At 74.1% G+C, this 22696-nt stretch carries 19 protein-coding genes and 1 tRNA gene; 6 read left to right on the forward strand and 14 right to left on the reverse strand.

The genetic code is table 11. The annotated features are described in order from the left end of the window. The first annotated feature begins 112 nt into the window (after positions 1 to 112). Complete coding sequence (locus AB0946_RS03990; RefSeq protein WP_366759032.1) at positions 113 to 349, forward strand: hypothetical protein; 237 nt, start codon at positions 113 to 115, stop codon at positions 347 to 349. An 18-nt stretch (positions 350 to 367) separates the two neighbouring features. Here the strand turns inward: AB0946_RS03990 and AB0946_RS03995 are convergent, their stop codons facing one another. Beyond that, entirely contained in the window at positions 368 to 1048 is a 681-nt protein-coding gene (locus AB0946_RS03995; protein WP_366759033.1) for an RDD family protein, read from the reverse strand. A gap of 65 nt (positions 1049 to 1113) precedes the next feature. Beyond that, on the reverse strand, positions 1114 to 2580 hold the full coding sequence (locus tag AB0946_RS04000) for an RDD family protein (protein WP_366759034.1): 1467 nt from the start codon (positions 2578 to 2580) through the stop codon (positions 1114 to 1116). 234 nt (positions 2581 to 2814) lie between these two features. Between AB0946_RS04000 and AB0946_RS04005 the strand changes: the two genes are divergently transcribed. Further along, positions 2815 to 3228: an SsgA family sporulation/cell division regulator gene (locus tag AB0946_RS04005; protein WP_366759035.1), complete on the forward strand. Its 414-nt coding sequence runs from the start codon at positions 2815 to 2817 to the stop codon at positions 3226 to 3228. Between the two features lie 17 nt (positions 3229 to 3245). Here AB0946_RS04005 and AB0946_RS04010 read toward each other — a convergent pair whose 3' ends face one another. Continuing rightward, positions 3246 to 4652 (reverse strand): FAD-linked oxidase C-terminal domain-containing protein, encoded by a 1407-nt coding sequence (locus tag AB0946_RS04010; protein ID WP_366759036.1) that lies wholly within the window; start codon positions 4650 to 4652, stop codon positions 3246 to 3248. 92 nt (positions 4653 to 4744) lie between these two features. Between AB0946_RS04010 and AB0946_RS04015 the strand changes: the two genes are divergently transcribed. Next, positions 4745 to 6211, forward strand: a complete 1467-nt coding sequence (locus tag AB0946_RS04015; RefSeq protein ID WP_366759037.1) for a tetratricopeptide repeat protein — start codon at positions 4745 to 4747, stop codon at positions 6209 to 6211. Between the two features lie 9 nt (positions 6212 to 6220). On the opposite strand, the gene hppD is transcribed toward AB0946_RS04015, so the two are convergent. After that, entirely contained in the window at positions 6221 to 7369 is a 1149-nt protein-coding gene (hppD, locus tag AB0946_RS04020; RefSeq protein WP_366759038.1) for a 4-hydroxyphenylpyruvate dioxygenase, read from the reverse strand. Between the two features lie 122 nt (positions 7370 to 7491). Between hppD and AB0946_RS04025 the strand changes: the two genes are divergently transcribed. Then, entirely contained in the window at positions 7492 to 7968 is a 477-nt protein-coding gene (locus tag AB0946_RS04025; protein ID WP_366759039.1) for an Lrp/AsnC family transcriptional regulator, read from the forward strand. Between the two features lie 19 nt (positions 7969 to 7987). Here the strand turns inward: AB0946_RS04025 and AB0946_RS04030 are convergent, their stop codons facing one another. From AB0946_RS04030 to AB0946_RS04040, 3 genes are all read right to left on the reverse strand, one after another. Then, positions 7988 to 8779 carry a S16 family serine protease gene (locus AB0946_RS04030; protein WP_366759040.1) on the reverse strand — a complete coding sequence of 264 codons (792 nt, stop codon included), beginning with the start codon at positions 8777 to 8779 and terminating at the stop codon, positions 7988 to 7990. A gap of 625 nt (positions 8780 to 9404) precedes the next feature. Next, positions 9405 to 10517 (reverse strand): o-succinylbenzoate synthase, encoded by a 1113-nt coding sequence (menC, locus tag AB0946_RS04035; RefSeq protein WP_366759041.1) that lies wholly within the window; start codon positions 10515 to 10517, stop codon positions 9405 to 9407. After that, complete coding sequence (locus AB0946_RS04040) at positions 10514 to 11263, reverse strand: chorismate synthase (RefSeq protein WP_366759042.1); 750 nt, start codon at positions 11261 to 11263, stop codon at positions 10514 to 10516. The genes menC and AB0946_RS04040 overlap by 4 nt, the downstream gene beginning before the upstream one ends. Before the next feature lie 101 nt (positions 11264 to 11364). On the opposite strand from AB0946_RS04040, the gene AB0946_RS04045 reads away from it, so the two are divergent. Beyond that, the gene (locus tag AB0946_RS04045) at positions 11365 to 12933 is read left to right on the forward strand and encodes a helix-turn-helix domain-containing protein (protein WP_366759043.1); all 1569 of its coding nucleotides are present in this window, start codon (positions 11365 to 11367) and stop codon (positions 12931 to 12933) included. On the opposite strand, the gene dapE is transcribed toward AB0946_RS04045, so the two are convergent. From dapE to AB0946_RS04065, 4 genes are all read right to left on the reverse strand, one after another. Next, a complete protein-coding gene (gene dapE, locus AB0946_RS04050) occupies positions 12914 to 13969 on the reverse strand; it encodes a succinyl-diaminopimelate desuccinylase (RefSeq protein WP_366759044.1) in 1056 nt (351 codons plus the stop codon). The genes AB0946_RS04045 and dapE overlap by 20 nt on opposite strands. Positions 13970 to 14231: 262 nt before the next feature. After that, positions 14232 to 14873, reverse strand: coding sequence for a helix-turn-helix domain-containing protein (locus AB0946_RS04055; protein ID WP_171155776.1), 642 nt, complete (start codon positions 14871 to 14873; stop codon positions 14232 to 14234). A gap of 564 nt (positions 14874 to 15437) precedes the next feature. Next, positions 15438 to 17237 (reverse strand): DEAD/DEAH box helicase, encoded by a 1800-nt coding sequence (locus AB0946_RS04060; RefSeq protein WP_366759045.1) that lies wholly within the window; start codon positions 17235 to 17237, stop codon positions 15438 to 15440. A gap of 272 nt (positions 17238 to 17509) precedes the next feature. Then, a complete protein-coding gene (locus AB0946_RS04065) occupies positions 17510 to 18955 on the reverse strand; it encodes an MFS transporter (protein WP_366759046.1) in 1446 nt (481 codons plus the stop codon). Positions 18956 to 19132: 177 nt separating this feature from the next. Here AB0946_RS04065 and AB0946_RS04070 point away from each other — a divergent pair. Beyond that, a tRNA-Cys gene (locus AB0946_RS04070) sits at positions 19133 to 19204 on the forward strand. 163 nt (positions 19205 to 19367) lie between these two features. Here AB0946_RS04070 and AB0946_RS04075 read toward each other — a convergent pair. From AB0946_RS04075 to AB0946_RS04085, 3 genes are all read right to left on the reverse strand, one after another. After that, on the reverse strand, positions 19368 to 20639 hold the full coding sequence (locus AB0946_RS04075) for a hypothetical protein (RefSeq protein ID WP_366759047.1): 1272 nt from the start codon (positions 20637 to 20639) through the stop codon (positions 19368 to 19370). Between the two features lie 207 nt (positions 20640 to 20846). After that, positions 20847 to 22004, reverse strand: coding sequence for an SUKH-4 family immunity protein (locus AB0946_RS04080; protein WP_366759048.1), 1158 nt, complete (start codon positions 22002 to 22004; stop codon positions 20847 to 20849). 128 nt (positions 22005 to 22132) lie between these two features. After that, positions 22133 to 22687: an AAA family ATPase gene (locus tag AB0946_RS04085; RefSeq protein ID WP_366759049.1), complete on the reverse strand. Its 555-nt coding sequence runs from the start codon at positions 22685 to 22687 to the stop codon at positions 22133 to 22135. Positions 22688 to 22696: the final 9 nt, after the last annotated feature.

Here is a 22696-nt window from a genome sequence, read left to right on the forward strand (position 1 = left end):
CCTGTGCACCGGTACCGTGGGTTAGGTCACGCTTACCGGGCGTCCCGCTCGGGCATGCAGGCCAACAGAGTGGCACCCCCGACTTCCGAAGACTGCCGAGGACACGATTGCCATGCCTCGTCCGACCGCCGCACAGCTCGCCTACGGTTCCTGCACCGTGATCTTCTCGACGCTCGCCATGCTGCTGCTGTCCCAGACGAGTTCGGGTGTCGGGGTCGCCGTCATCGCCCTCGCGGCACTCGCGCTGGGCCTGCTGGTCGCCCTGACGGTCCCCGTCCCCGGAGTGCGCGCGGAGCGGGCGTCCGCCGAGCCCGTGGCGGAGGAGGAACGCGTACCCACGAGGCTGTGACCGCTCCCGGCAGGCGGCTCAACCGGTGCTGACCACCACCGTCTTGGCCGCCTTGTCGTGCAGGCCCTGTTTGTACGGCTTGTCGAAGAAGCTCCAGCCGCCCGAGATGGCCGTCCAGACGCAGGCGCAGCAGAAGGCGAACGGCACCCACAGCACCAGGGAGCGGATCAGCATGGTCTGCACCGAGGGCGTGGCGCCGTTCTCCAGGTTGGCCACCCGCAGGCCGAGCCACTTCTTGCCGAGGGTCTGCCCCGACCTGGTCATCATGAAGGTGTCGTACGCGATGTAGAGCACGGCCGCGATGACGGACTGGGCGAGGGACCTGCCGACCTCCGCGCGCTCGCTGTCGATGGTGTACGCGCTCACCCCGAACGCCCAGGTGAGCAGCAGCACGACGATGCCGACCAGGATCATGTCGATGATGCGCGCGAGGGTCCGCCTGCCGCTGTCGGCCAGCGGGGGCATGCCGGCGAGCGGGTCGGCGGGGTAGCCGCCGGGACCGTAGGGGCCGCCGCCCGGACCACCGCCGTAGGGGCCGCCGCCGTAAGGACCGCCCGCACCGCCGCCGGGCGGAGGGGGCTGGGCGCCGCCGTACGGGGCGCCGTACGGCGAGCCCGAGCCCTGGTCCGAGGGGGGCCGCTTCCTGAAGGGGTCGTCCTCGGGGGGCTGCTCTCCGGAGGGGGGCGGTTCGCTGCTCATGGCCCGAGTGGAACCCGAAGATCGCGGCTGCGCATCCGGCAGACGGCCGGACGGAGTACGCGCGCTCAGCCCGCCACGAAGGTGTGGGCCGCCTTGTCGTGCCAGCACTGGTGCCAGGGCCGGTCGAACAGGCACCACAGCACGCCCACGATCCCTACGGCCAGCAGGCCCGGCACGCTGAGGACCAGCCAGCGGCGCAGTGCCGCGCCGAACGCCGGGGGCTCGTGCGCCTCGATGTCCCGGACCTCGAGACCGCACAGCTTCTTGCCGAGGGTGCGGCCCCACCTGGCCGTGGGGAGCACCTCGTACAGGACACCGGTCAGGAGCAGGACGGCGAGGACGATGCCGAGGCTGGTACCGGTCGTGCCGTCGACCAGCCAGACCGTGACCTCGTGCCCGGAGAGCCGGGCCGCGTCGATCTTCCGCTGGACGTGGTCCACGGCCCGGACGCCGAGCGGGACCGCCGCGGCGGCCGTCACGGCGCCGATGACGACCAGGTCGATCAGCCGCGCGGCGAGCCGCTTGCCGAGTCCGGCGGGGCGGGCGGCGGCCTGCCGGCGCGCGGCGGCCTGGAAGAGGTCCTCCACCGGCGGCTTCCACGGCGCCACGGGCTGGTCGTCCCCGCCCCCGGCCAGCTGGTACACCTGCTGCGCCCAGGAGGTCTGCCCGCCACCGGGTCCGCTGGTCAGCGGGGTGGCGGGGGCACCGGCCTGACCGGGACCCGCCTGATGCGGCACCGACGGCGGCACGGGGGCGGGCGCGGGGACGGCCGGGGAAGGCCGGGGCGCGGGGGCCGGCTGCGGAACGGACGGCGCCTGCGGCACCTGGGCGCCCGGCGTCGGCTGCGGGACCGACGGCGCCTGCGGTCCCTGGGCCGCCGGGGGCGTCTGTGCGGCGGCGGCGCGGGCCGCGGCGGCCTTTCCGGCGCCGAAGCCGGAGTTCGCGGGCGCGCCGGGCGGGCCCTGCGCGCCGAAGCCGGCCGGGTCGCTGTCGGCGCCGGACGGGGCGGGCGGGACCGGGCGGAAGGTCATCGTGCCGTCGTCGGTGCGGTCGGCCGCCGCCGGGCCGGGGATCGGGCGGCGGAAGATGAAGGTGCCGGGGTCGTGCGGGTCGTCCTGCGCCGGCGGGATCGTCGCGGTGCCGTCGGTCCGGGCGGTGGCACGGCCGTCGGCGGCTTCGGCCGGCACCCGGGGGTCGGCACCCCAGGGTTCACCGGGGCGGCCCCACCGCGCGTCCGGCGCACCCTGCGCGGGCTGCCCGCCCTGCCGGTCCGGCCGGCCCGCGCCGCCCGGCTCCTCCCCGTCCGGCGGGTCCTCGTCGAAGAAGTGAGGGCCCGTCTCCTCCACGGAAGGGGCCGCCGGGCGGGCGCCGGGGGGCGGGACGAGCGGCTCACCGTTCTCCGGCGCCGGGCGGCTCGTGCCGGGCACCCAGGAGGAGCCGTTCCAGTACCGGACGTAGCCGGGGATGGACGGGTCCGGGTAGTAGCCCTCGCGGGGCCGGTCGTCACCTGGGGCCGGGGTTGGGGCGCTCATGTCCGTCGTCCCGTATCTGCTCGGGGGTGGGATGGGGGCCTCCACATCTATCAGACCCGGGCATCCCCCACCGCCAGTCCCGCCGGACCCACCCCTTTCCGGGCAACGCCGTACGAGGCTCCCCGGGGCCGGCGGAAAGAATTTCCCCCGACCCGCGTAATGGTCCAGCCCCTGCCCCCTCTCCCCCGGTACGGGCCCGTCCTGGCGGCCCCGACACGAAAGGAGACGCCGGTCATGCAGCACACCGTGGTGGAGCGCGAACTGGAGCTGAGGCTCGTCCTGTCGCCGGAGCGGAGCGTGCCGGTGCCGGCCCGGCTCGGCTACCGCTCCGACGACCCCTACGCCGTCCGCATCACCTTCCACATCGACTCGGCGTACCCCGTCGAGTGGACGTTCGCCCGTGACCTGCTGGTGGAGGGGGTGTTCCGGCCGTGCGGGCACGGGGACGTACGGGTGTGGCCGACGAAGGCGGACGGGCGCGGTGTCGTGCTGCTGGCGCTGAGTTCACCGGACGGCGACGCGCTGCTTCAGGCGCCGGCCCCGCAGGTGTCGGCCTGGCTGGAGCGGACGCTGCTGGCGGTGCCGCCGGGCGCGGAGGGCGGGCGGCTGGGCATCGACGACGCGCTCGACGACCTGCTCGCCCGGTGAGCGGCCCCCGGGGCGGGTCAGAAGAGCTTGCCCGGGTTGAGGATGCCCAGCGGGTCGAAGACCTGCTTCACCGCCCGCTGCATCTCCACCCCGACCGGGCCGATCTCCCGGGCCAGCCACTCCTTCTTCAGCACGCCGACGCCGTGTTCGCCGGTGATGGTGCCGCCCAGCTCCAGGCCGAGGGCCATGATCTCGTCGAACGACTCGCGGGCCCGGCGCGACTCCTCGGGGTCGCGGGCGTCGAAGCAGACGGTGGGGTGCGTGTTGCCGTCGCCGGCGTGCGCGCAGAGCCCGATCGTGAGGCCGTACGCGGCGGCGATCCGCTCCACGCCCTCCAGCATGGCGCCGAGCCGCGAGCGGGGCACGCACACGTCGTCGATCATCGTCGTGCCCTTCACCGCCTCCAGCGCGGTCAGCGAGAGCCGCCGGGCCTGCAACAGCATCTCGGACTCGGCGGCGTCCTCGGCCGGGACGACCTGTGTGGCGCCGGCGGCCTCGCACAGGGCGCCGACGGCGGCCAGGTCGGCGGCCGGGTCCGGGGTGTCGAACGCGGCCAGCAGCAGCGCCTCGGTGGTCTCGGGCAGCCCCATGTGGGCGAGGTCGTTGACCGCCTTGACGGTCGTACGGTCCATCAGTTCGAGGAGGGACGGCACGTGACCGCCCTCCATGATCCGGCAGACGGCGTCGCAGGCGTCCGCCGCGGAGGCGAACTCGGCGGCGAGCACGAGCTGCCGGGGCGGCTTGGGCCTCAGCGCGAGGACCGCCCGGACGACGATGCCGAGGGAGCCCTCGGAGCCGACGAAGAGCCGGGTCAGGTCGTAGCCCGCGACACCCTTCGCGGTGCGCCGGCCGGTGGACATCAGGCGGCCGTCGGCGAGGACGACGTCCAGGCCGAGGACGTACTCGGCGGTCACGCCGTACTTGACGCAGCACAGGCCGCCGGAGGCCGTGCCGATGTTGCCGCCGATGGTGCACATCTCCCAGCTGGAGGGGTCCGGCGGGTAGTACAGGCCGTGCTCCTCGACCGCGCGGGACAGGACCGCGTTGACCACGCCCGGTTCGACCACGGCGATCCGGTCGACGGGGCTGATCTCCAGGATGCGGTCCATCTTGGTGAGGGACAGCACGACACAGCCCTCGGTGGCGTTGGCGCCGCCGGACAGGCCGGTGCGGGCGCCTTGCGGGACGACGGGGACGCGCAGTTCGGTGGCCGTGCGCAGGACGTGCTGGACCTGCTCGACGGTGCGCGGCAGGACGACGACGGCGGGGCTGCCCGCCGGGCAGAAGCTCGCCATGTCGTGGGCGTAGGAGGCCGTGACGTCGGGGTCGGTGAGGACGGCCTCGGGCGGCAGGCCGGCCAGGAGCCGGTCGGTGAGGTTACCGGTGTGCTCGTCGCGGGGTGCTTCGATACGGCTCATGATCACAGCGTGTCACTCGCGGCCATCGGTGTGAACCCCGCCCGTGCCGCTCCGGGGCCACGCGGATGTGCTCGTCGTATTGACGCACAGTGAGCGCCATGGACAACCGACAGTGCGTGGGTACGTCCCCGGTCCCGGAGCCGCCGGCGCCGCGCCGGCGGGCGCTGCGGCGGGCGCTGGTGGCCTCGCTGGCGGGCGGTGTCGTGGCGGGCACGGTGCTGATGCTGCTGCCGCACGAACGGCGGCACGGGCCGGCCGCGCCGCCCGCCGCCGGTCCGCAGGCCCGGTCACGGGCGCAGGTGCCGGCGCTGACGACGGTGACCTACGGGGTGCCGGCCGCGCTGTCCGGGCTGACGGCGCTCATCGGCCGGCAGGAGCGGCTGGTGCGGGCGCAGCCGCAGGACGCCCGGGCGTGGGCGGTGCTGGGGTCGGCGTACGTGGAGCGGGGGCGGCGGGCGGGGGACGCGGCGGACTATCCGAAGGCCGAGCGGGCGCTGCGGTCCTCGCTGGAGGTGCGGGGCGGCCGGAACACCGAGGCGCTGGACGGCCTGGCCGCGCTGGCGCTGGCGCGCCGGGACTTCCCGGCGGCGAAGGACTACGGCGAGCAGGCGCTGAAGGCGGCGCCGAAGCGGTGGCAGGCGTATCCGCCGCTGATCGACGCGTACACCGGGCTCGGCGACTACGAGAAGGCCCGCTCCAGCCTGGACAAGCTGCTGGCGCTGCGCACCGACGCGGCGGCGCGGCCGGCCGTGATGGCGCGGGCCTCGGCGGTGTACCGGGACCGGGGGTGGCGCGAGGACGCGGTGGCCCAGCTGACGGACGCGGCGGCGGCCGCCCGCACCCCGGCGGAGCAGGCCGCGTGGCTGACCGGGCTGGGGCAGCTGGCGTGGGAGCGCGGGGACCTCGCGGACGCGCTGCGGCACTTCGAGGCCGCGCTGCGGCTCGATCCCGACCAGCGGGCGGCAGCGGTCGGGCGGGCGCGGACGCTGGCCGCGCTGGGGCGCACGCCGCAGGCGCTGGCCGCGTACCGGGCCGCCGTCGCCAGGCGGCCGGACCCGGCGGATCTGCTGGAACTGGGCGAGCTGTACGAGTCGCTGGGGCAGCCCGGGGTCGCCGAGGAGCAGTACACGCGGATGAAGGCGGCGGTGCGGCAGGCCGTGTCCGGCGGGGTGGACGAGGAACTGCTGATCGGGCGGTTCGAGGCCGACCACGGGGACCCGTGGGACGGCGTGGAGCGGTTGCGGGAGGAGTGGCGGCGGCAGCCGGGGATCGAGGTGGCCGACGCGCTGGGCTGGGCGCTGCACCGGGCCGGTGAGGACGAGGAGGCGCTGACCTACGCGACCACCGCGACGGACAAGGCGAAGGGGGGCGGGGTGCGCAGCGCGCTGTACGCGTTCCACCGGGGGGTGATCGAGGCGGAGCTGGAGCGGTACGGTCCCGCGCGGCGGCACCTGGAGGAGGCGCTGCGCATCAACCCGTACTTCTCGCCGCTGAAGGCGCCGATGGCGCGGGAGGCGCTGCGGGAGCTGGGCGACGTACCCGACGAGCCGCCGCCCAGCGAGTAGGGCCCGCCGTTACAGGTTGCCCCGCTTCTCCTGCTCGCGTTCGATCGCCTCGAACAGCGCCTTGAAGTTGCCCTTGCCGAAGCCCATGGAGCCGTGCCGCTCGATGAGCTCGAAGAACACGGTCGGACGGTCCTGGACCGGCTTGGTGAAGATCTGCAGCAGGTAGCCGTCCTCGTCGCGGTCGGCCAGGATCTTCAGCTCGCGCAGGGTCTCGACCGGCACCCGGGTGTCGCCGACCCACTCGCCGAGGGTGTCGTAGTAGGAGTCGGGGGTGTCGAGGAACTCGACACCGGCCGCCCGCATGGTGCGGACCGTCTGCACGATGTCGTTGGTGTTGAGCGCGATGTGCTGGACGCCGGCGCCGCCGTAGAACTCCAGGTACTCGTCGATCTGGGACTTCTTCTTGGCGATGGCGGGCTCGTTGATCGGGAACTTGACCTTGAGGGTGCCGTCGGCGACCACCTTCGACATCAGCGCGCTGTACTCGGTGGCGATGTCGTCGCCCACGAACTCCTTCATGTTCGTGAAGCCCATGACCTTGTTGTAGAAGGCCACCCACTCGTTCATCCGGCCGAGTTCGACGTTGCCGACGCAGTGGTCGACGGCCTGGAAGACGCGCTGGGCGGGCGGCTCGACGATCGGCCGGGCGGCGGTGTAGCCGGGCAGGTAGGGGCCGTCGTAGCCGGTGCGCTCGACCAGGGTGTGCCGGGTCTCGCCGTAGGTGGCGATGGCGGCGAGGACGACCGTGCCGTGCTCGTCCTTCAGCTCGTACGGCTCGGCGACGCTCCTCGCGCCCTGCTCGACGGCGTACGCGTACGCGGCGCGCGCGTCCGGAACCTCGATGGCCAGGTCGACGACGCCGTCGCCGTGCGCGGCCACGTGCTCGGCGAGGAAGTGGCCCCAGGCGCTGCTCGGCTTGATCACGGAGGTGAGGACGAAGCGGGCGGAGCCGCTCTCCAGCACGTAACTGGCGGTCTCGCGGCTGCCGTTCTCCGGTCCGGAGTAGGCGACCAGCCGCATGCCGAAGGCGGTGGAGTAGTAGTGCGCCGCCTGTTTGGCGTTGCCCACCGCGAAGACGACCGCGTCCATTCCCTTGACCGGGAAGGGATCGTCCTGCCGGGCGGCCGTACCGGGAGTGAGGTCTGTGGTCTGCGTCATAGCCGAAGGGTGGCTCCGCTCTGCAAGGTGCGCAATAGTTCGCGCTATCGCTGGGCAGTCTGCCCAGCGATACGGCCGTCTCGGCGGTCTTTCTGTACAGGATGACCATCTCTGGGGGTCCCGTGGCGATCGATCATCTGGACGGACGCATCATCGTGCTGCTGGCCCGGGAGCCGCGCATCGGGGTGCTGGAGATGTCCCGGCGGCTGGGCGTGGCGCGCGGGACCGTGCAGGCGCGGCTGGACCGCCTCCAGTCGAACGGGGTCATCCGGGGTTTCGGTCCCCAGGTGGATCCGGCGGCCCTCGGTTACCCGGTCACCGCGTTCGCCACCCTGCAGATCCGGCAGGGCCAGGGCGCCGACGTACGGGCGTACCTGGCGACCGTGCCGGAGGTGCTGGAGCTGCTGACCACCACCGGCAGCGGGGACATGCTGTGCCGGCTGGTGGCCCGCTCGAACGCCGATCTCCAGCGGGTGATCGACCGGGTCGTCGGGTTCGACGGCATCGTCCGGGCCTCCACGGCGATCGTCATGGAGAACCCCGTTCCGCTGCGGATCATCCCGCTGGTGGAGCAGGCGGCGGACATCGAACCGGCGTAGGCGGTCCCGAACCCGTGGATCAGCAGCTGGGAACTCGGCCCTTGCCCTTCTCCAGCGCCACCAGGGAGTCCACCGCGCCCTTGAGCGTGGTCACCGGGACCAGCCGCAGCCCCTTCGGCAGCTCCGACCTGGCGTCGGCGCACTCCGCCTTCGGCACCAGGAAGACGGTGGCGCCGTCGCGGCGCGCGGCCTGGGTCTTCAGGGCCACCCCGCCGACCGCGCCGACCCTGCCGGCCGCGTCGATCGTGCCCGTACCGGCGATGACGCGGCCCCCCGTGAGGTCGCCGCCGCTGCCGTCGCCGTCCAGCTTGTCGACGATCCCCAGCGAGAACAGCAGCCCCGCGCTGGGGCCGCCCACGTCGGCGAGCTTCAGCGTCACCTTCACCTGGCCGGCGCGGAGACCGAGGTACTTCAGCGCCGCCTGGGTCGCGGCGTCCTGGGACTGCCGCATCTGGGCCTCGTTGTGCCGCTCGATCTCCTTGACGGTGTCGCCGCTCGGGTAGACCGAGTCGCGCGGCAGCACCGCGCGGTCGGTGCGGAACCAGCTGTCGGCCACGTCGCCTAGCCCGACCCGGGCGTCCGGGCCGGTCGCCTCGATCGTGGTCATCCGCAGCTGCCCGCTGGTCCTGCGGGTCTCCGCCCCGGACACCGTGATCACCGGGGTGCCCTGGTTCCGCCCGAGCACGTTCGCCGTCATGCCGGGCTGCGCCACAGAGAACGGCAGCGGCGCGAACGCGGCCGTGGCGAGCAGGGCCACGACGGGCAGCGCGCAGACGGCGAGGGCCTGGGGGCGTGTGAGACGTGAGAGCACGAGCTCAATCTAACGCGACGACCAGGTACGCCTTCCGCCGCGTACGGCGTCCCGCCGGGCCTTGTGCGGGTTCCTCCGGGCGGGGTACGGGTTCCGCCGGGCCGTGGGCGGGTACCACCGGGCCGGGGGGAGTCGGTCCCGTCTGCGTGAGGGGCCCGCGCGTAGAGGTGCCCACCTGCGCACGCGTCCCGCCGCGACGCGTACGCGCCCCGCCGTGCCGCGCATGGGCTCCGCCGGGCCGGGTGCGGGTTCCGCCCGCCCGTGGGCGGGCACCGCCGGACCGGGTGGGACTTCCGTCTGCGTGAGGAGCCCGCGCGTGGAGGTGCCCACCTGCGTACGGGCCCGGTCACGACACGTACCGGTGCTGCCGTGCCACGCACGGGCCCCTTCGTGCCGGTGCCCCGCCGTGCCGCGGGCGGGTCCCGCATTGCCGCATCCGAGCCCCGCCGTGCCAAGCACGGGTCTCCACATGCCGGTACCGGTCCCGGCATGCCGGATACAGGCCCCGGGCATGCCACGTGCCGGTCCCCCATGCCGCGGACGGGCCCCGCCCTGCACGTGCCGGTCCCGCCGCGGCGCCCGCAGGGCCCCGTGCCGCACGCGGAGCCGCCGCGCGCCGGTGCGCTCAGGCGGTGTAGAGGTCCCGTCGCGCCCGTGTGAAGCGGCGCAGGGCGTCCGGGAGGGGTGTGACGCCTATGCCGGGGCCGTCCGGGACGGGCAGGTGGCCGTCGGCGCCGAGGACGAACGGTTCCGTGATGTCCTCCGCGAAGTAGCGGCTGGACGCCGAGGTGTCCCCGGGCAGGGTGAAGCCGGGCAGCGCGGCCAGGGCGAGGTTGGGCGCGCGGCCGATGCCGGTCTCCAGCATGCCGCCGCACCACGCCGGGACCCCGTGCGCGTGGGCCACGTCGTGGACCCGGCGGGCTTCCAGGTAGCCGCCGACCCGGGCGGGCTTGACGTTGACCACCCGGCAGGCGTCCAGGGCGATCGCGGACGCGGTGTCCCGGGCGTGGTGCAGGGACTCGTCCAGGCAGACCGGGGTGCGCAGCCGCTGCTGGAGCCGCGCGTGCGCGTACAGGTTGTCCTCCTCCAGCGGCTCCTCGATGAGCAGCAGCCCGAACGCGTCCAGCCGCCGCAGGTGCTCGGCGTCGGCGAGGGTGTAGGCGGTGTTGGCGTCGACCTGGAGCGGCAGGCCGTCGCCGAAGCGCTCGCGGACCGCGCGCACCGGCTCGACGTCCCAGCCGGGCTCGATCTTCAGCTTGATGCGGACGTACCCCTCGGCGAGGTAGCGCTCGACGTCGTCCAGCAGCTCGGGCACCGAGTCCTTGATGCCGACGGAGACCCCCGCGGGCACCCGGTCCCGCACCGCGCCCAGGTAGGTGGCGAGCGGCATGCCGTGACCGCGCAGCTCGGCGTCGAGCACGGCCGTCTCCAGGGCCGCCTTCGCCAGCTCGTGGCCCTTGGTCTTCGCCAGGGCGGGGGCCAGCGCGGCCGTGGTGAGCCGCGGGAGCGCGGCGGCGCGGGGCAGCAGGAAGTCGCGCAGCACGATCTCGGCGCCGGCGACGAACTCCGAGCAGTACAGCGGCTCGGGGTCGGCGGCGAACTCCGACCAGCCCTCGCCCGAGTCGGTGACCACGCGCAGCAGGAAGGTGTCCTTCGCCGTCATGGTCCCGAAGGAGGTACGGAACGGGGTGACCAGCGGGATCGCCACGTGGACGATCTCCACACGCTCCAGCTTCACGCGGCCTCCCGGGTCCCGGTCAGCGTGTACCAGCCGTCGCGGGACATCCCGGTGGCCCGGAACCCCTCCACGAAGGCCTCCAGGAGCACCTCGCGCACGGCGTGCCGCCAGCGCAGCGCCAGGGCGGGGTCGGCGGCACGCAGCGTGACGACGTCCTCGGGCACCCGGCACCAGACGTGCCGTCCGGCGCGCCGGACGAGCGGCCCGCCGTCGGGGGCGCTGCGCAGGACGGGCCCGTGCGGCTCGGTGTCGTACGGTGTTTCCCGCGCCGTCAGGTCCCAGGTGACCGTCAGCCGGTCGCTCTCGTCGCCGTCGTTCACGCCGTCGGACATGGGGCCGTAGAAGTCGACCAGGTACTCGGTGCCGACGGCACCGAGCTTCACCAGGTTGAAGCGGGCGTTGCGGCCGACCAGCGGGTCGAAGGTCCAGCGCATGGTGCGGGCGCCGAGGGCGAGCGCCCAGTCCCGCTGGGCCAGCTTCAGACGGTGCCCGAGACCGCGCTCGGCGGCGGCCACCAGCGAGTAGGTGCTCCGGTCCGGGCCGGGCACGGCGACGGACGCCCCGGCGAGCCGCTGCCCTTCGTGGGCGGCGTGCACGGCACCGCCGGCGTGCACCAGGCTGTGCAGGACCTCGGCCGGGTAGGGCGGGGCGGTGCGGGGCGTCCGCCAGACGTCGCTGAAGTGGTCGGCGACGGCCGCGAGCCCGGCGACGTCGTGGACGGTGCGGATGGTGGCTCCTCCTGTCATGGGTCGAGTCTCGAAGGCACCGGCGGCGCACGGGTTGTGCGGACGGCCAAGGCGTGCATACGTTCGTTGCACCATCCGCCAACCGGCAAGCTGAGGACGCCATGGACGCCTGCACCCTCGGCGACCTCCTGGACGTCGTCGGCACCCCCGCGCTGCGCCTGCACACCGCCCCCGCGGGTCTGACCGCACCGGTCACCGAGGCGGTGCTGTACGACGGCCGCACCCCGCTCCCCCGGCTGCCCGGCGCGCTGCTGCTGGCGGTCGGGGTGCCGGCGGCGGACGCGGGACCGCTGCTGCGGGCGGCGGCGGAGGCCGGGCTGACCGGTGTGGTGGTGCGCGGCGCGGACGGACCGGTGGCCGCGGCGCGGGAGCAGGGCGTGGCCCTGCTGTCGGTCGCCGAGGACGCGGCCTGGCACCGGGTCCACCTGCTGCTGGCGTCGGCCGTCGCCGCGCGGCCCGCCCTCCTCGCCGCCGACGCCGGGGCGGGCGACAGCGGGCTCGGCGATCTGTTCGCGCTGGCCGACGCCATCGCGACGGCGACGGGCGGGGCCACCGCCATCGAGGACCCGCGCCAGCGGATCCTCGCCTACTCCACGGTCCCCGGCCAGCCCGTGGACGAGGACCGCCGGCAGGGCATCCTCGGCCGGCAGGTGCCGGCCAGCGCCGAGAACACCGAGCAGTACCGGCGGCTGTTCGCCGCCGACCGGCCGGTGCGGCTGCCCGCGCTGACCGGTGCCGGCCTGCCCCGGCTGGCGATGCCGGTACGGGCCGGCGGGGAGACCCTCGGCTCGGTGTGGGTGGTCGACGGCGGCTCGCTCGCCCCGGACGCCGGGGACACCCTCGCCCAGGGCGCCTCCACCGCCGCACTGCTCCTGCTGCGCGCCCGGGCGGCCCGGGAGCTGGCCCGGCACCGGGGCGGCGACCTGCTGCGCCGGCTCCTGGACGGCACGGCGGACGACCCGGCGACGGCCGCCGCCCGCCTCGGCGTCGACGGCCCGGCCCGGGTGGCGGCCTTCGTCCTGGACTCCGCCGCGAGCGTCCCGGACGCCGAACGCACCGCGCTGCGCCTGCTGGACGTCGTGCGCCTGCAGTGCGAGGCCCGCTACGGCCGGCATGCGTGCGTGCTGCTGGACGGGGTGGTGTACGCGGTGCTGCCCGGGCCGGGCCAGCGGCACCGGGGGCTCGCCGAGGACATCGTGACGCGGGCCGGTCAGGCGCTGCGGGTGCCGGTGCGGGCGGCGCTCGGCGAGCTGGTGCCGGGCGCGGACGGGCTGCCGGACTCGCGGGCGGACGCCGACCTGGTGCTGCGGGTGCTGGACGCGGACCTGCCGGTGGCCGTGGTGGACGAGGTGCGGGCCCGGGTGACGCTGCTGCGGCTGACCGAGGTGATGGAGGGGCGCCGCGAGTTGAGCGCGGGCGCGTGGCGGCGGGTGCTGGCGTACGACGCCGGGCACGGCACCGAGTACGCGCGCACGCTGGTCTGCTGGTTCGACGCGGGCTGCGACATGGCCGGCGCGGCCAGGCTGCTGGCCGTGCACCCCAACACCTGCCGGTACCGCCTCAAGCAGCTCCGGCAGCACGCCGGCGTCGACCTGGACGATCCCGACGAACGGCTGGTGCTGTGGCTTCAGTTGCGGACGCTGGCCGGGCTCAGCGCAGCCACGCCCTGAGCCGGGCCTCGCAGCGCTCCAGGTGCGCCACGGGGACGTACTCCCCCGCCGTGTGCGCGAGCGAGGGGTCGCCGGGGCCGTAGTTGAGCGCGGGCACCCCGAGCGCGGCGAACCGGGCGACGTCGGTCCAGCCCAGCTTGGCCCGGGGCGCGGCCCCGAGGGCGGCGGCCGTCGGGCCCACCCGGTCCAGGTGCGGCAGCGCCCCGCCGACGGCCTCGGTGACCCGCACCTCGTACTCCGGGAAGAGCCCCCGCACGTACGCTTCCGCCTCCTCGGGTGAACGGCTGGGCGCGAAGCGGCAGTTGACGGTCACGACGCACTCGTCCGGCACGACGTTCCCGGCGACCCCGGCGCGTACGGCGACCGCGGCGAGCCCCTCCCGGTACTCCAGCCCGTCGATGCAGATCCGCTCCGGGACGTGGGCGTCGAGCCGCTGGAGCACCTGCCCGGCCTTGTGTGCGGCGTTGGTGCCCTGCCAGGCGCGTGCGGTGTGCGCGCGGACGCCCTCGACCACGATGTCGGCGGTCAGGATGCCCTGGCAGCCGGCCTCGACACCGGCGTCGGAGGGCTCCATGAGGATCGCGAGGCCGGCCTCCTCCAGCAGCCCCGGCCGGGCGGCGGCGATCCGGCCGAGCCCGTTGCGCTCCCCTTCGACCTCCTCGCACTCGTAGAAGACGTAGGTGAGGTCGCGGGCGGGCTCCGGCACGGTGGCCGCGAGCCGCAGCGCCACGGCCACCCCGCCCTTCATGTCACAGGCGCCGAGCCCGTGGACCCGCCCGTCGGCGAGCCGGGAGGGCAGGTTCCCGGCGGCCGGCACGGTGTCCAGGTGCCCCGCGATCAGCGCGCGTTCACCGCGTCCGAGGCCGGTGCGGGCGACGACGGAGTTGCCGACCCGGTCCACGGTCAGGTGCGGCAGGCCGCGCAGGGCCTGTTCGACGGCGTCCGCGATCCGCTTCTCCTCCCCGCTCTCGGAGGGCAAGTCGACGAGGGCGCGGGTGAGGGTGACGACGTCGGCGGAGAGGTCGAGCGCGGTCATGCGGGGCGTTCCCCGGTGCGGGCGAGCCCGGAGTGCCGGGTGCCGTGGACGACGCGCCCGGTCGCCGTACGTCCTGTGCGCCGACCTGGTGCGGCGACCGTCCCCACTGTGTCCACCGTGCCGTTTCCCTCCGCCTCGGGGTTGCCTGACCCTGATGATGCGGAGGGGCGGGCGCCGGGGGGTGTGCGGATCGGCCAAAGGCCTGGGAGCGGGCTTGGAGGGGCGGCCAAGGGGCGGCCCCCACGCCCGGACTCGGTCGGGCTCAGCGCAACGCTTCCGCGACCTCCCGCGCGGCTTCCATCACGCGTGCGCCCACCCGTTCCGGCACGGCGTCCGCGAGCATCACCACGCCCACACTGCCCTCGACGCCCGTCACCCCGACCAGGGGCGCCGCGGCCCCGCTCGCCCCCGCCTCCAGCTCCCCGTGCGTGAGTGTGTACCCGGGATCGGAGGACGGCGACTGCCGCGCGGAGAGGATCGCCTTGCCGGCCGCACCCCGGTCGAGCGGATGCCGGAACCCGGCCCGGTAGGCCACGTGGTAGTCCGTCCACGTGGGCTCCACCACGGCGACGGCCAGCGCCTCGGACCCGTCCACGAGCGTGAGGTGCGCCGTCGCCCCGATGTCCTCCGCGAGCGACCGCAGCGCGGGCAGGGCGGCCTCCCTCACGAGCGGATGCACCTGCCGTCCGAGCCGCAGCACCCCGAGTCCGACCCGGGCTCGCCCGCCCAGATCACGCCGTACGAGGGCGTGCTGCTCCAGCGTCGCGAGCAACCGGTACACCACGGTCCGGTTCACGCCCAGTTTGGTGGACAACTCGGTGACGGTCAGCCCGTGGTCCGTGTCGGCCAGCAGCTTGAGGACGCGCAGTCCCCGGTCGAGCGTCTGAGAGGTCTCCGCGGTCACGACGCCCACTCCTTCGGCGGTGAGGTCGGCGGCCCCGGTTCGGCGGATGCGTCACCGAGTCCCGTCGGCGACGCGCTTCAGAGGCCGCCGATCGGCAGGACGGCCCGGCGGCTCCCGGACCTAGTCGCTTCACGGCTGCGCTCCGCGGCGGCGCTGCCACGGGGCGTGTGCGTAGCGGGACAGTAGCGAAGCCGGTTCGCTGAGCGGAAGTCTTCGTCCAGAATCCGGGCAAGCCCAGATCCGGCCTGCCTGCATTCGTCCGGATACGCACACACGAAGATCCGCGCGGCACCCTCTCGGCGGAGCGAGCCCCCACCCACCCGGGACCCGGGGCCGACCCCGTCTCGGCGAACCGGGCCGGGGCGCAGCCCCTGGGCGGTGCCCTCCGGGGCACGGACCGAGCCCCCCACCCTCCCGGGGCCCGGAGCACCCCCGCGCGGCACCCCCTCACCCACCCGAGCCACCCAGCCCCGGGGTCCGGGGCGGAGCCCCTGGGCGGTGCCTTCTCGGCGGACCGAGTCGGGTGGGCGGGTGGGCGAAAACCCACCCAAGCCCAGCGCAGCGTCACCGCATGCGCGTAGCCCACTCCCGCACCTTCTCGATCCGCTGCCGCAGCTGCCCCGCCGTGGCCTCCGCGCTCGGCGGCCCCCCGCACACCCGCCGCAGCTCGGTGTGGATCACCCCGTGCGGCTTCCCGCTCTGGTGGACGTACGCGCCGACCAGCGTGTTGAGCTGCTTGCGCAGCTCCATCAGCTCCTTGTGCGTGACCACGGGCCGCCGCTCGGCCGGCAGTTCCAGCAGGTCGGCCTCGGTGTCCGGCCTCTTGCGGCTGTGCGCGATCTGCCGGGCCTGCCGCTTCTGCAGCAGCAACTGCACCTGCTCGGGCTCCAGCAGCCCCGGAATCCCCAGGTAGTCCTGCTCCTCCTCGCTCCCGGGGTGCGCCTGCATGCCGAACTCGGCGCCGTCGTACAGCACCCGGTCGAACACCGCGTCGGACTCCAGCGCCTCGAACGGCAGCATGTCCTGTTCGCCGGTGTCCTCGTCCTGCTGCTTGTTCGCCTCCTCCATCTCCTTCTCGGATTCGGCGTACGGGTCCTCCTCGCCCTCCTTCTTCGGCTTGTCGAGGGCGTGGTCCCGCTCCTTCTCCATCTCGTTGGCGAAGGTCAGCAGGTCGGGCACGGTCGGCAGGAACACGGACGCGGTCTCGCCGCGCCGCCGGGACCGTACGAAGCGCCCGACGGCCTGCGCGAAGAACAACGGCGTCGAGATGGTCGTCGCGTACACACCCACCGCGAGCCGCGGGACGTCGACGCCCTCGGACACCATCCGCACGGCGACCATCCACCGTTCGTCGCTCGCGCTGAACTCGTCGATCCGCTTCGAGGCGCCGGCGTCGTCCGAGAGGACGAGCGTCGCCTTCGTCCCGGTGATCTCCCGGATGAGCTTGGCGTACGCGCGCGCGGAGTCCTGGTCGGAGGCGATGACGAGCGCGCCCGCGTCCGGGATGGCCTTGCGGACCTCGGTCAGCCGCTGGTCGGCGGCGCGCAGCACGCTCGGCATCCAGTCGCCGCGCGGGTCGAGGGCCGTACGCCAGGCCTGGCTGATCGCGTCCTTGGTCATCGGCTCGCCGAGCCGCGCGGCGACCTCGTCGCCGGCCTTGGTCCGCCAGCGCATGTTCCCGCTGTAGGAGAGGAAGATCACCGGCCGGACGACCCCGTCCGACAGCGCCGACCCGTAGCCGTACGTGTAGTCGGCGGCGGACCGCCGGATCCCGTCCGCCCCCTCCTCGTAGGTCACGAAGGGGATGGGGTTGGTGTCGGACCGGAACGGCGTACCGGTCAGCGCCAGGCGCCGCGTCGCCGGTTCGAACGCCTCCAGACAGGCCTCGCCCCAGGACTTGGAGTCGCCGGCGTGGTGGATCTCGTCCAGGATCACCAGGGTCTTGCGCTGCTCGACCCGGTTGCGGTGCAGCATCGGGCGCACGCCGACACCGGCGTACGTCACGGCCACGCCGTCGTACTCCCTGCCGAGGGGGCCGGCACTGTACTCGGGGTCGAGCTTGATCCCTATCCGGCCCGCGGCCTCGGCCCACTGCTTCTTCAGGTGCTCGGTCGGCGCGACCACGGTCACCTGCTGTACGACGTGGTGGTGCAGCAGCCAGGAGGCCAGCGTCAGGGCGAAGGTCGTCTTGCCGGCGCCGGGCGTGGCGACGGCGAGGAAGTCACGCGGCTGCTCCTGGATGTACTTCTCCATCGCCCCCTGCTGCCAGGCGCGCAGCTTGCTGGCGGTACCCCAGGGGGCCCGGCCCGGGAAGGCGGGCGAGAGGTGGTGGGAGGAGGCGGACGAGGCGGCGGTGGTAGTCACGGTCTCCGAGCGGGGTAGGGCGGCTACGTATGACAACCGGGCCACCCTACCGGCGCCGCCCTCCGCTCAACGCGCGGACGGCCCCGCCTCGCCCGCGGGTGGGAGCGACGTCACAACGGCCCCGCCGGCCCCACGCCCGCGCCCCGCCGCGGTCACCGCACCCCGCCGCACTCACCCTCCGGCACTCACCCGTCGGCGCTCCGCCCGCCGTGCTCACCGCCCACCGCTGTCACCAGCCCGCCACCGCCCCCCACCACCGTCTCCCACCTTCGTCACCGCGCCGGCGCCGGCCGCTCCCGCAGCCGTGTGGTCACCCAGGCTCCCGCCACCGCCACCGCCGCCATCGGCAGAAAGACGGCGGCGAAGGCTGCGGGATGCCCGCCACCGGACCCCGTGGTGGCCGCGGTGCTCCCGCCGCCCAGCGCCGCGAAGGCCGCACCGGTGGCCGCCAGGAGGACGACGTTGGACAGGGCGTCGGAGATCTGGAGCGCGGCGGAGTTGGCACCGGCCTCCTCCGGGGCGGACAGCTGCAGCAGCAGCACACTGGTGGAGGAGATCACCAGGCCCATTCCGAAGCAGCCGATCCCCCAGGCGACGGCCACGGTCCACACGGGCACGGAGTGCAGGAGCACGCTCGGCGCGGTGACGATCGCGACGGCGACCAGCACCATGCCCACGGTCATCAGCCGCTCCCGGTACCGCGCCAGGCGCGGCCGGGACTGCACGAACGAGCCCAGCGCCCACGTCCCGCCGCCGGCCGCCAGCGAGAACCCGGCGAGCGTCGGGGACAGCCCGCGCTGGGTGACCAGCATCAGCGGCACGAAGGACTCGGCGGCGATGAAGGACCCCGCGGCCAGCCCGCGCAGCAGCACGACGCAGGGCAGGCCGCGGGCGGCCCGGTAGGTGCCGTGGGGCAGCAGTCCGAGCACGGCGGGCACCAGCAGGGCCGCTCCGGCCAGTCCCGGGAGCAGGGCGAGGGGCCGCAGGTCCTGGGCGGCGTACTGGAGCAGCCCGGCGCCCAGGGAGATCCCGAGCGCGAGCCGGATCCGCCGCCGGTCGAAGGAGCCGGCGCCGGCCTCCGCGTCCACCGGGCCGGCCGCCCGCCGCCGTATCTGAGGCAGGGCGAGGGCGAGCGGGAACACGACGAGGACCGGGATGCCGAGGAAGACCCAGCGCCAGCCGAGGTGCTCGGTGACGGCGCCGGAGGCGAGGGGGCCGACGATCGAGGGGACGACCCAGCCGGCGGCGAAGGAGGCCATGATCGCCGGTCGCAGCCGCTCCGGATAGGCGCGTCCCACGACGACGTACAACGCGACGATGACCAGCCCGCCGCCGAGCCCCTGCACGGCCCGGCCCAGGATGAACATCCACATGACCTGCGCGGTCCCGGCGACGACGAGCCCCGCCGCGAAGGCCGCGATGCCGGTCGTCAGCGCCCCGAGCGGGCCCCGCCGGTCCGACCACTGCCCGGCGAGCACCATCCCGAACAGACTGGTGGTGAAGTACCCGGAGAAGGCGAACGCGTACAGCGCCAGTCCGTCCAGCTCCCGCGCGGCGACCGGCATGGCGGTCCCCACGGCCGTCGCCTCGAACGCGATGAGCACCACGACGGACACGATCCCGACACTCAGCGCCCGGTACGCCCTGCTCAGCACACCGCCGTCCTGCTCGGCGGGCGGATCGAGGACATCGGGCTCACGGGATCCAAGGGCACTCATGTGCGACAGAGTAAGGCCCACAACCGAGTTTGGCCCCTGTCAGGAGTCCGACCCCCGCTAGGCCGTTGGTCGTACGTCCCGCCCCGCTTCATGAACGGCGTATGGCAGTCCCGTTGCAGCGCCCCCACTCCCCTTGAGCCCCTCACGGCCCGCCCCGTACGTTCTTCTCACGAACACGGCCGTGTGCCCGAGTGGTTTAGGGACTCGCCTGCAAAGCGAGTTACGTGGGTTCGATTCCCGCCACGGCCTCTGATGCCTTGACCAGACAGAACGACGGGGCGGCCCCCTCGCGGGGGCCGCCCCGTCGTTTCGTTCGTCTCAGTACCCTTCGTTCAAGCGATGCGAGAGCGCGCCGCACGGTTCCGCGTGAGGCCCCGTATGCCGTAAAGCGAGTGACGTGGCTGCCGTCGGCTCAGGCCCGGCAGGTGGCTGGGCCGTTCTTGGTGAAGGATTCCTTGGTGCAGTACGTGATCTCCGGGTAGTACGCCCCCATCACAGGTGCCGGGTTCTCGCCCTTCCTGGTGTCCTGCACCGCGTTGTGGAAGTCCCGCGCCGGGAGCATGTTGCGCAGCAGCAGCACGCTGGTGACGTCGGTGGGGCCCCAGTCGATCCAGGTGACGCCGTTCGTCGTCTTCGCGTTGGCGGGGCGGTCCTGCGCGGTGGAGACCACGTAGGTGTAGCGCCCGTCCTTGCCCACGGCCGTCTGGAAGTCCCCGGCGCAGGCGCTGACCGGGTAGGGGATCCGGATCTGGTTCTGGCAGAGCGACCAGTACCGGAGCTGGGCCGTCGTCAGTACCGACTGGCCGTTGACGGTGTCGGGGAAGGTGGGCGCCTTGCCGCGGATGACGGCGATGCGGCCCGGCTTGTACTCCAGCGGCGTGCACAGGTACTTGTTGTACGGGTTGGGGAAAAGCCCGGCGGTCTTGTTCGGGACCGCGAAGGACGGGGCGCTCGCCGTGGACTTCCCGCAGCTCACCAGGTCACCGGGCGGCGCGTACTTCTTCACCAGCTCCCGCAGTTCGGTGGCCGCCGGGCCCGTCGGGCCCTCGGTGTCGCCGGCCCGCGGGCAGGTCGGGACGGACTGGGGACTGCCGCCCTGCCGCTGCCTCGTCAGCGACGGCAGCGGTACTCCGCCCGTCGGGTCGGACTGCTTGTCCGGCACGTAGATCCTCAGCACCAGCCACCCCGCTCCCGACCCGGCGCTCTTCGCGGTGGCGGCCAGCGTGTTGCCGGCGGAACCGGCCGCGATGCCCGGTTCGAGCGTGACCCGGTAGCGGTGCCGCGCCGGGTCCGTCCCCGCGTCCGGGACGGCGAACGGGTTCTTGCTGCCGGCGCGCGGGGCGATCTGGTGGTCGGCGAGGGAGTCGACGGGTGAGCCCTTGGCGTCGTAGGACGTCAGCGAGGTGAACCGGGCCGAGGGATAGGTGCCGTCCACCACGATGCGGTCTCCCTGGCCCAGCCGGTAGGGCATGATCCAGTACGTGGCGTTGGTCTCGGGGAAGGCGAGATTGAGCCTGCCGGGCCGGACGACGGCGGGCCAGGCGCAGGAGACGTCGGACACTGCCGCACTCGCCCGGGCCTGAGCGGAGGTGCCGGTGGCGGCCGAGGGCGCCACCAGTACGGTGACCAGCCCCAGCCATGCCAGCGTGGATGCCTTCAGGGTCCGCCAGAGGGCAGGCTTCATGGGAGCCCCTCCGTCCATGGGGAACGGGAACGGCGGACAGGGAGCGCCCCCGCGGTGGACGACACGCGCGGTGGGGCATCAGCAGCCCGCGCGGGCCGCTCACCGGCCCCATGTGTCGCAGGACGCAACCGCCGCCACAAGTGTCACGCCGTACCCACACCGCCGCAATCCGGACAGACCCTCCGGACGGACCGCCGGGGGGCCGGCTCAGAACACCCCGCCCGCCTCGTCCTGGAAGAGGTTCGTCCAGTAGTGCCAGGTCGTTTCCGGTGCGGTGCCCGTCGGGTCGATCGAGTGGAGGGTGTGGATCATCAGGGCGACCAGGTGGTCGTAGGCGTGGGTGGACAGTTCGTGGCCCAGGTGGGCGTCGATCGTGCGCTCGTGGTGGATGAGCCACAGGGTGCAGGCCAGGGTGGAGACGTCGCTGTTGAGGGGGTGGAGGGCCGCCTCGGGCTCGCTGAAGGTGAGGACCGCGCCCGTTCGGCCGTCCACCACCAGGCTGGTGTCCTCCAGGAGGTGGCCGAGACGGATCAGGTGGTCGCAGTGGGCCGGGAGCTCGGCGAGGGGGTACTCGGGGCGTTCCTGGGTGAAGTACTCGCGGAGCGTGGGGAGCGGGACGTCCGTGTCGGCGTGGAAGAGGACCGCCTTCTCCGGCAGACCCGTCTCACGCAGGAAACGGCGGGTCGGCTCGTGGGTGAGCGTCTTCGGGAAGTCGACCTCCTCGAAGCGGACCACCCTGCCGTGCCCGAACTGCTGGTCCAGGACGCGCGCGGGGACGTCCAGGGTGAGGCCCGACGCCGTGCCGGGGCCGGCGATGAGGGAGAGCGGGCGGATCAGGGCCGCCGCCTTCCAGTACGGCGGGACCTCGCCGCCCGTGCCCTCCTCGAAGAGGGTGAGCAGGCGGCGGGAGGCCTCGGTGACGGTCCCGGGGCCGTACTGGCCCGCCAGGGAGGCGAACCGGCCGCGCAGCCCCGCCAGTTCCTCGGTGACCGCGGCGAAGCGCAGCAGCGTGTTCAGGGAGGGCGCGAAGGGACTCGGGTGGGACGGGTCGAAGAGGTACGCCGTCGTCAGCTCGCCGGTGGCGCCGTCGAGCAGGATCGACCGGCGCTCCAGGCCGGCCGGGGTGAGCAGTTCGCCGATGACCAGCCGGCCGCGCAGCTCCTCCGCCAGGTGGAAGGGGCTGTCGGCCGCGTCGGCGAGGGTGCGCAGGCCGTGCGTGCGCAGCGGGGAGAAGGTCAGCAGGGTGGTCTGCGCGGGCAGTCCGGCGCCCGTGAGGAGGCCGCGCGTCGGCGGGTGCGTGACATAGCGGTCCAGCTCCGCCTCGGTCAGCGTGATCGCCGGAACTTCGGCGTCCGTCGTGCTCATCGCTCCCCCGCGATCTCCCTGTGCGTGGCAGGCGCGCGTACCCCGTCGTACGCGGCCTCCGGGCAGGTGCCCCCATCGCTCAGCACACTACGCCGCCCCACTGACAACGACCCTCGTGAGGAAGGACGTCAGGCGACCCGCGCCCGTTGCGCGTCCGCGAGAATCGCCTCCACCGTCTCCTGCGGCGTCCAGCCGGACGTGTCCAGCCAGAGGCCGATGCGCGGGGTGCGCAGGCGCAGTTCCTCGTCCAGGGCGGTCACGGTCCACCCGCCGCCGTATCCGGTCTTCGCCCGGCCCGCCTCGCGGGCCGCGACCTGCGCCGCACCGGGCGCGAGGACCACCACGTGCAGGGGGCGGGTGCGGACCAGGCCGACGTACGCCCGCAGGTGCTCGCCCAGGACGACGTCCTGCACCACCGCGGTGAAGCCCGCCGCCGCGTACCCGTCCGCCGTCGCCGCCGACAGCCGGTACCGCAGCCGCAGTTGGGCCACGGCCTCCGCGCCCGCCCCGGCCGCTTGCTCCCCGTGGTTCCCCGGACCGTACTCCGCCCGCCCCGACACGATCATCCGGCGGAACGCGTCGCCCCGGACGTGCGCGGCGCGCGGCAGCGCCTCCGCCAGGCGCTGGGCGACCGTCGACTTGCCCGCCGCCATCACCCCGGTGACCAGCACCACACCGTCCATCAGGCCGCG

The sequence above is a fragment of the Streptomyces sp. NPDC046870 genome (assembly GCF_040704595.1).
Classification (GTDB): domain Bacteria; phylum Actinomycetota; class Actinomycetes; order Streptomycetales; family Streptomycetaceae; genus Streptomyces; species Streptomyces argyrophylli.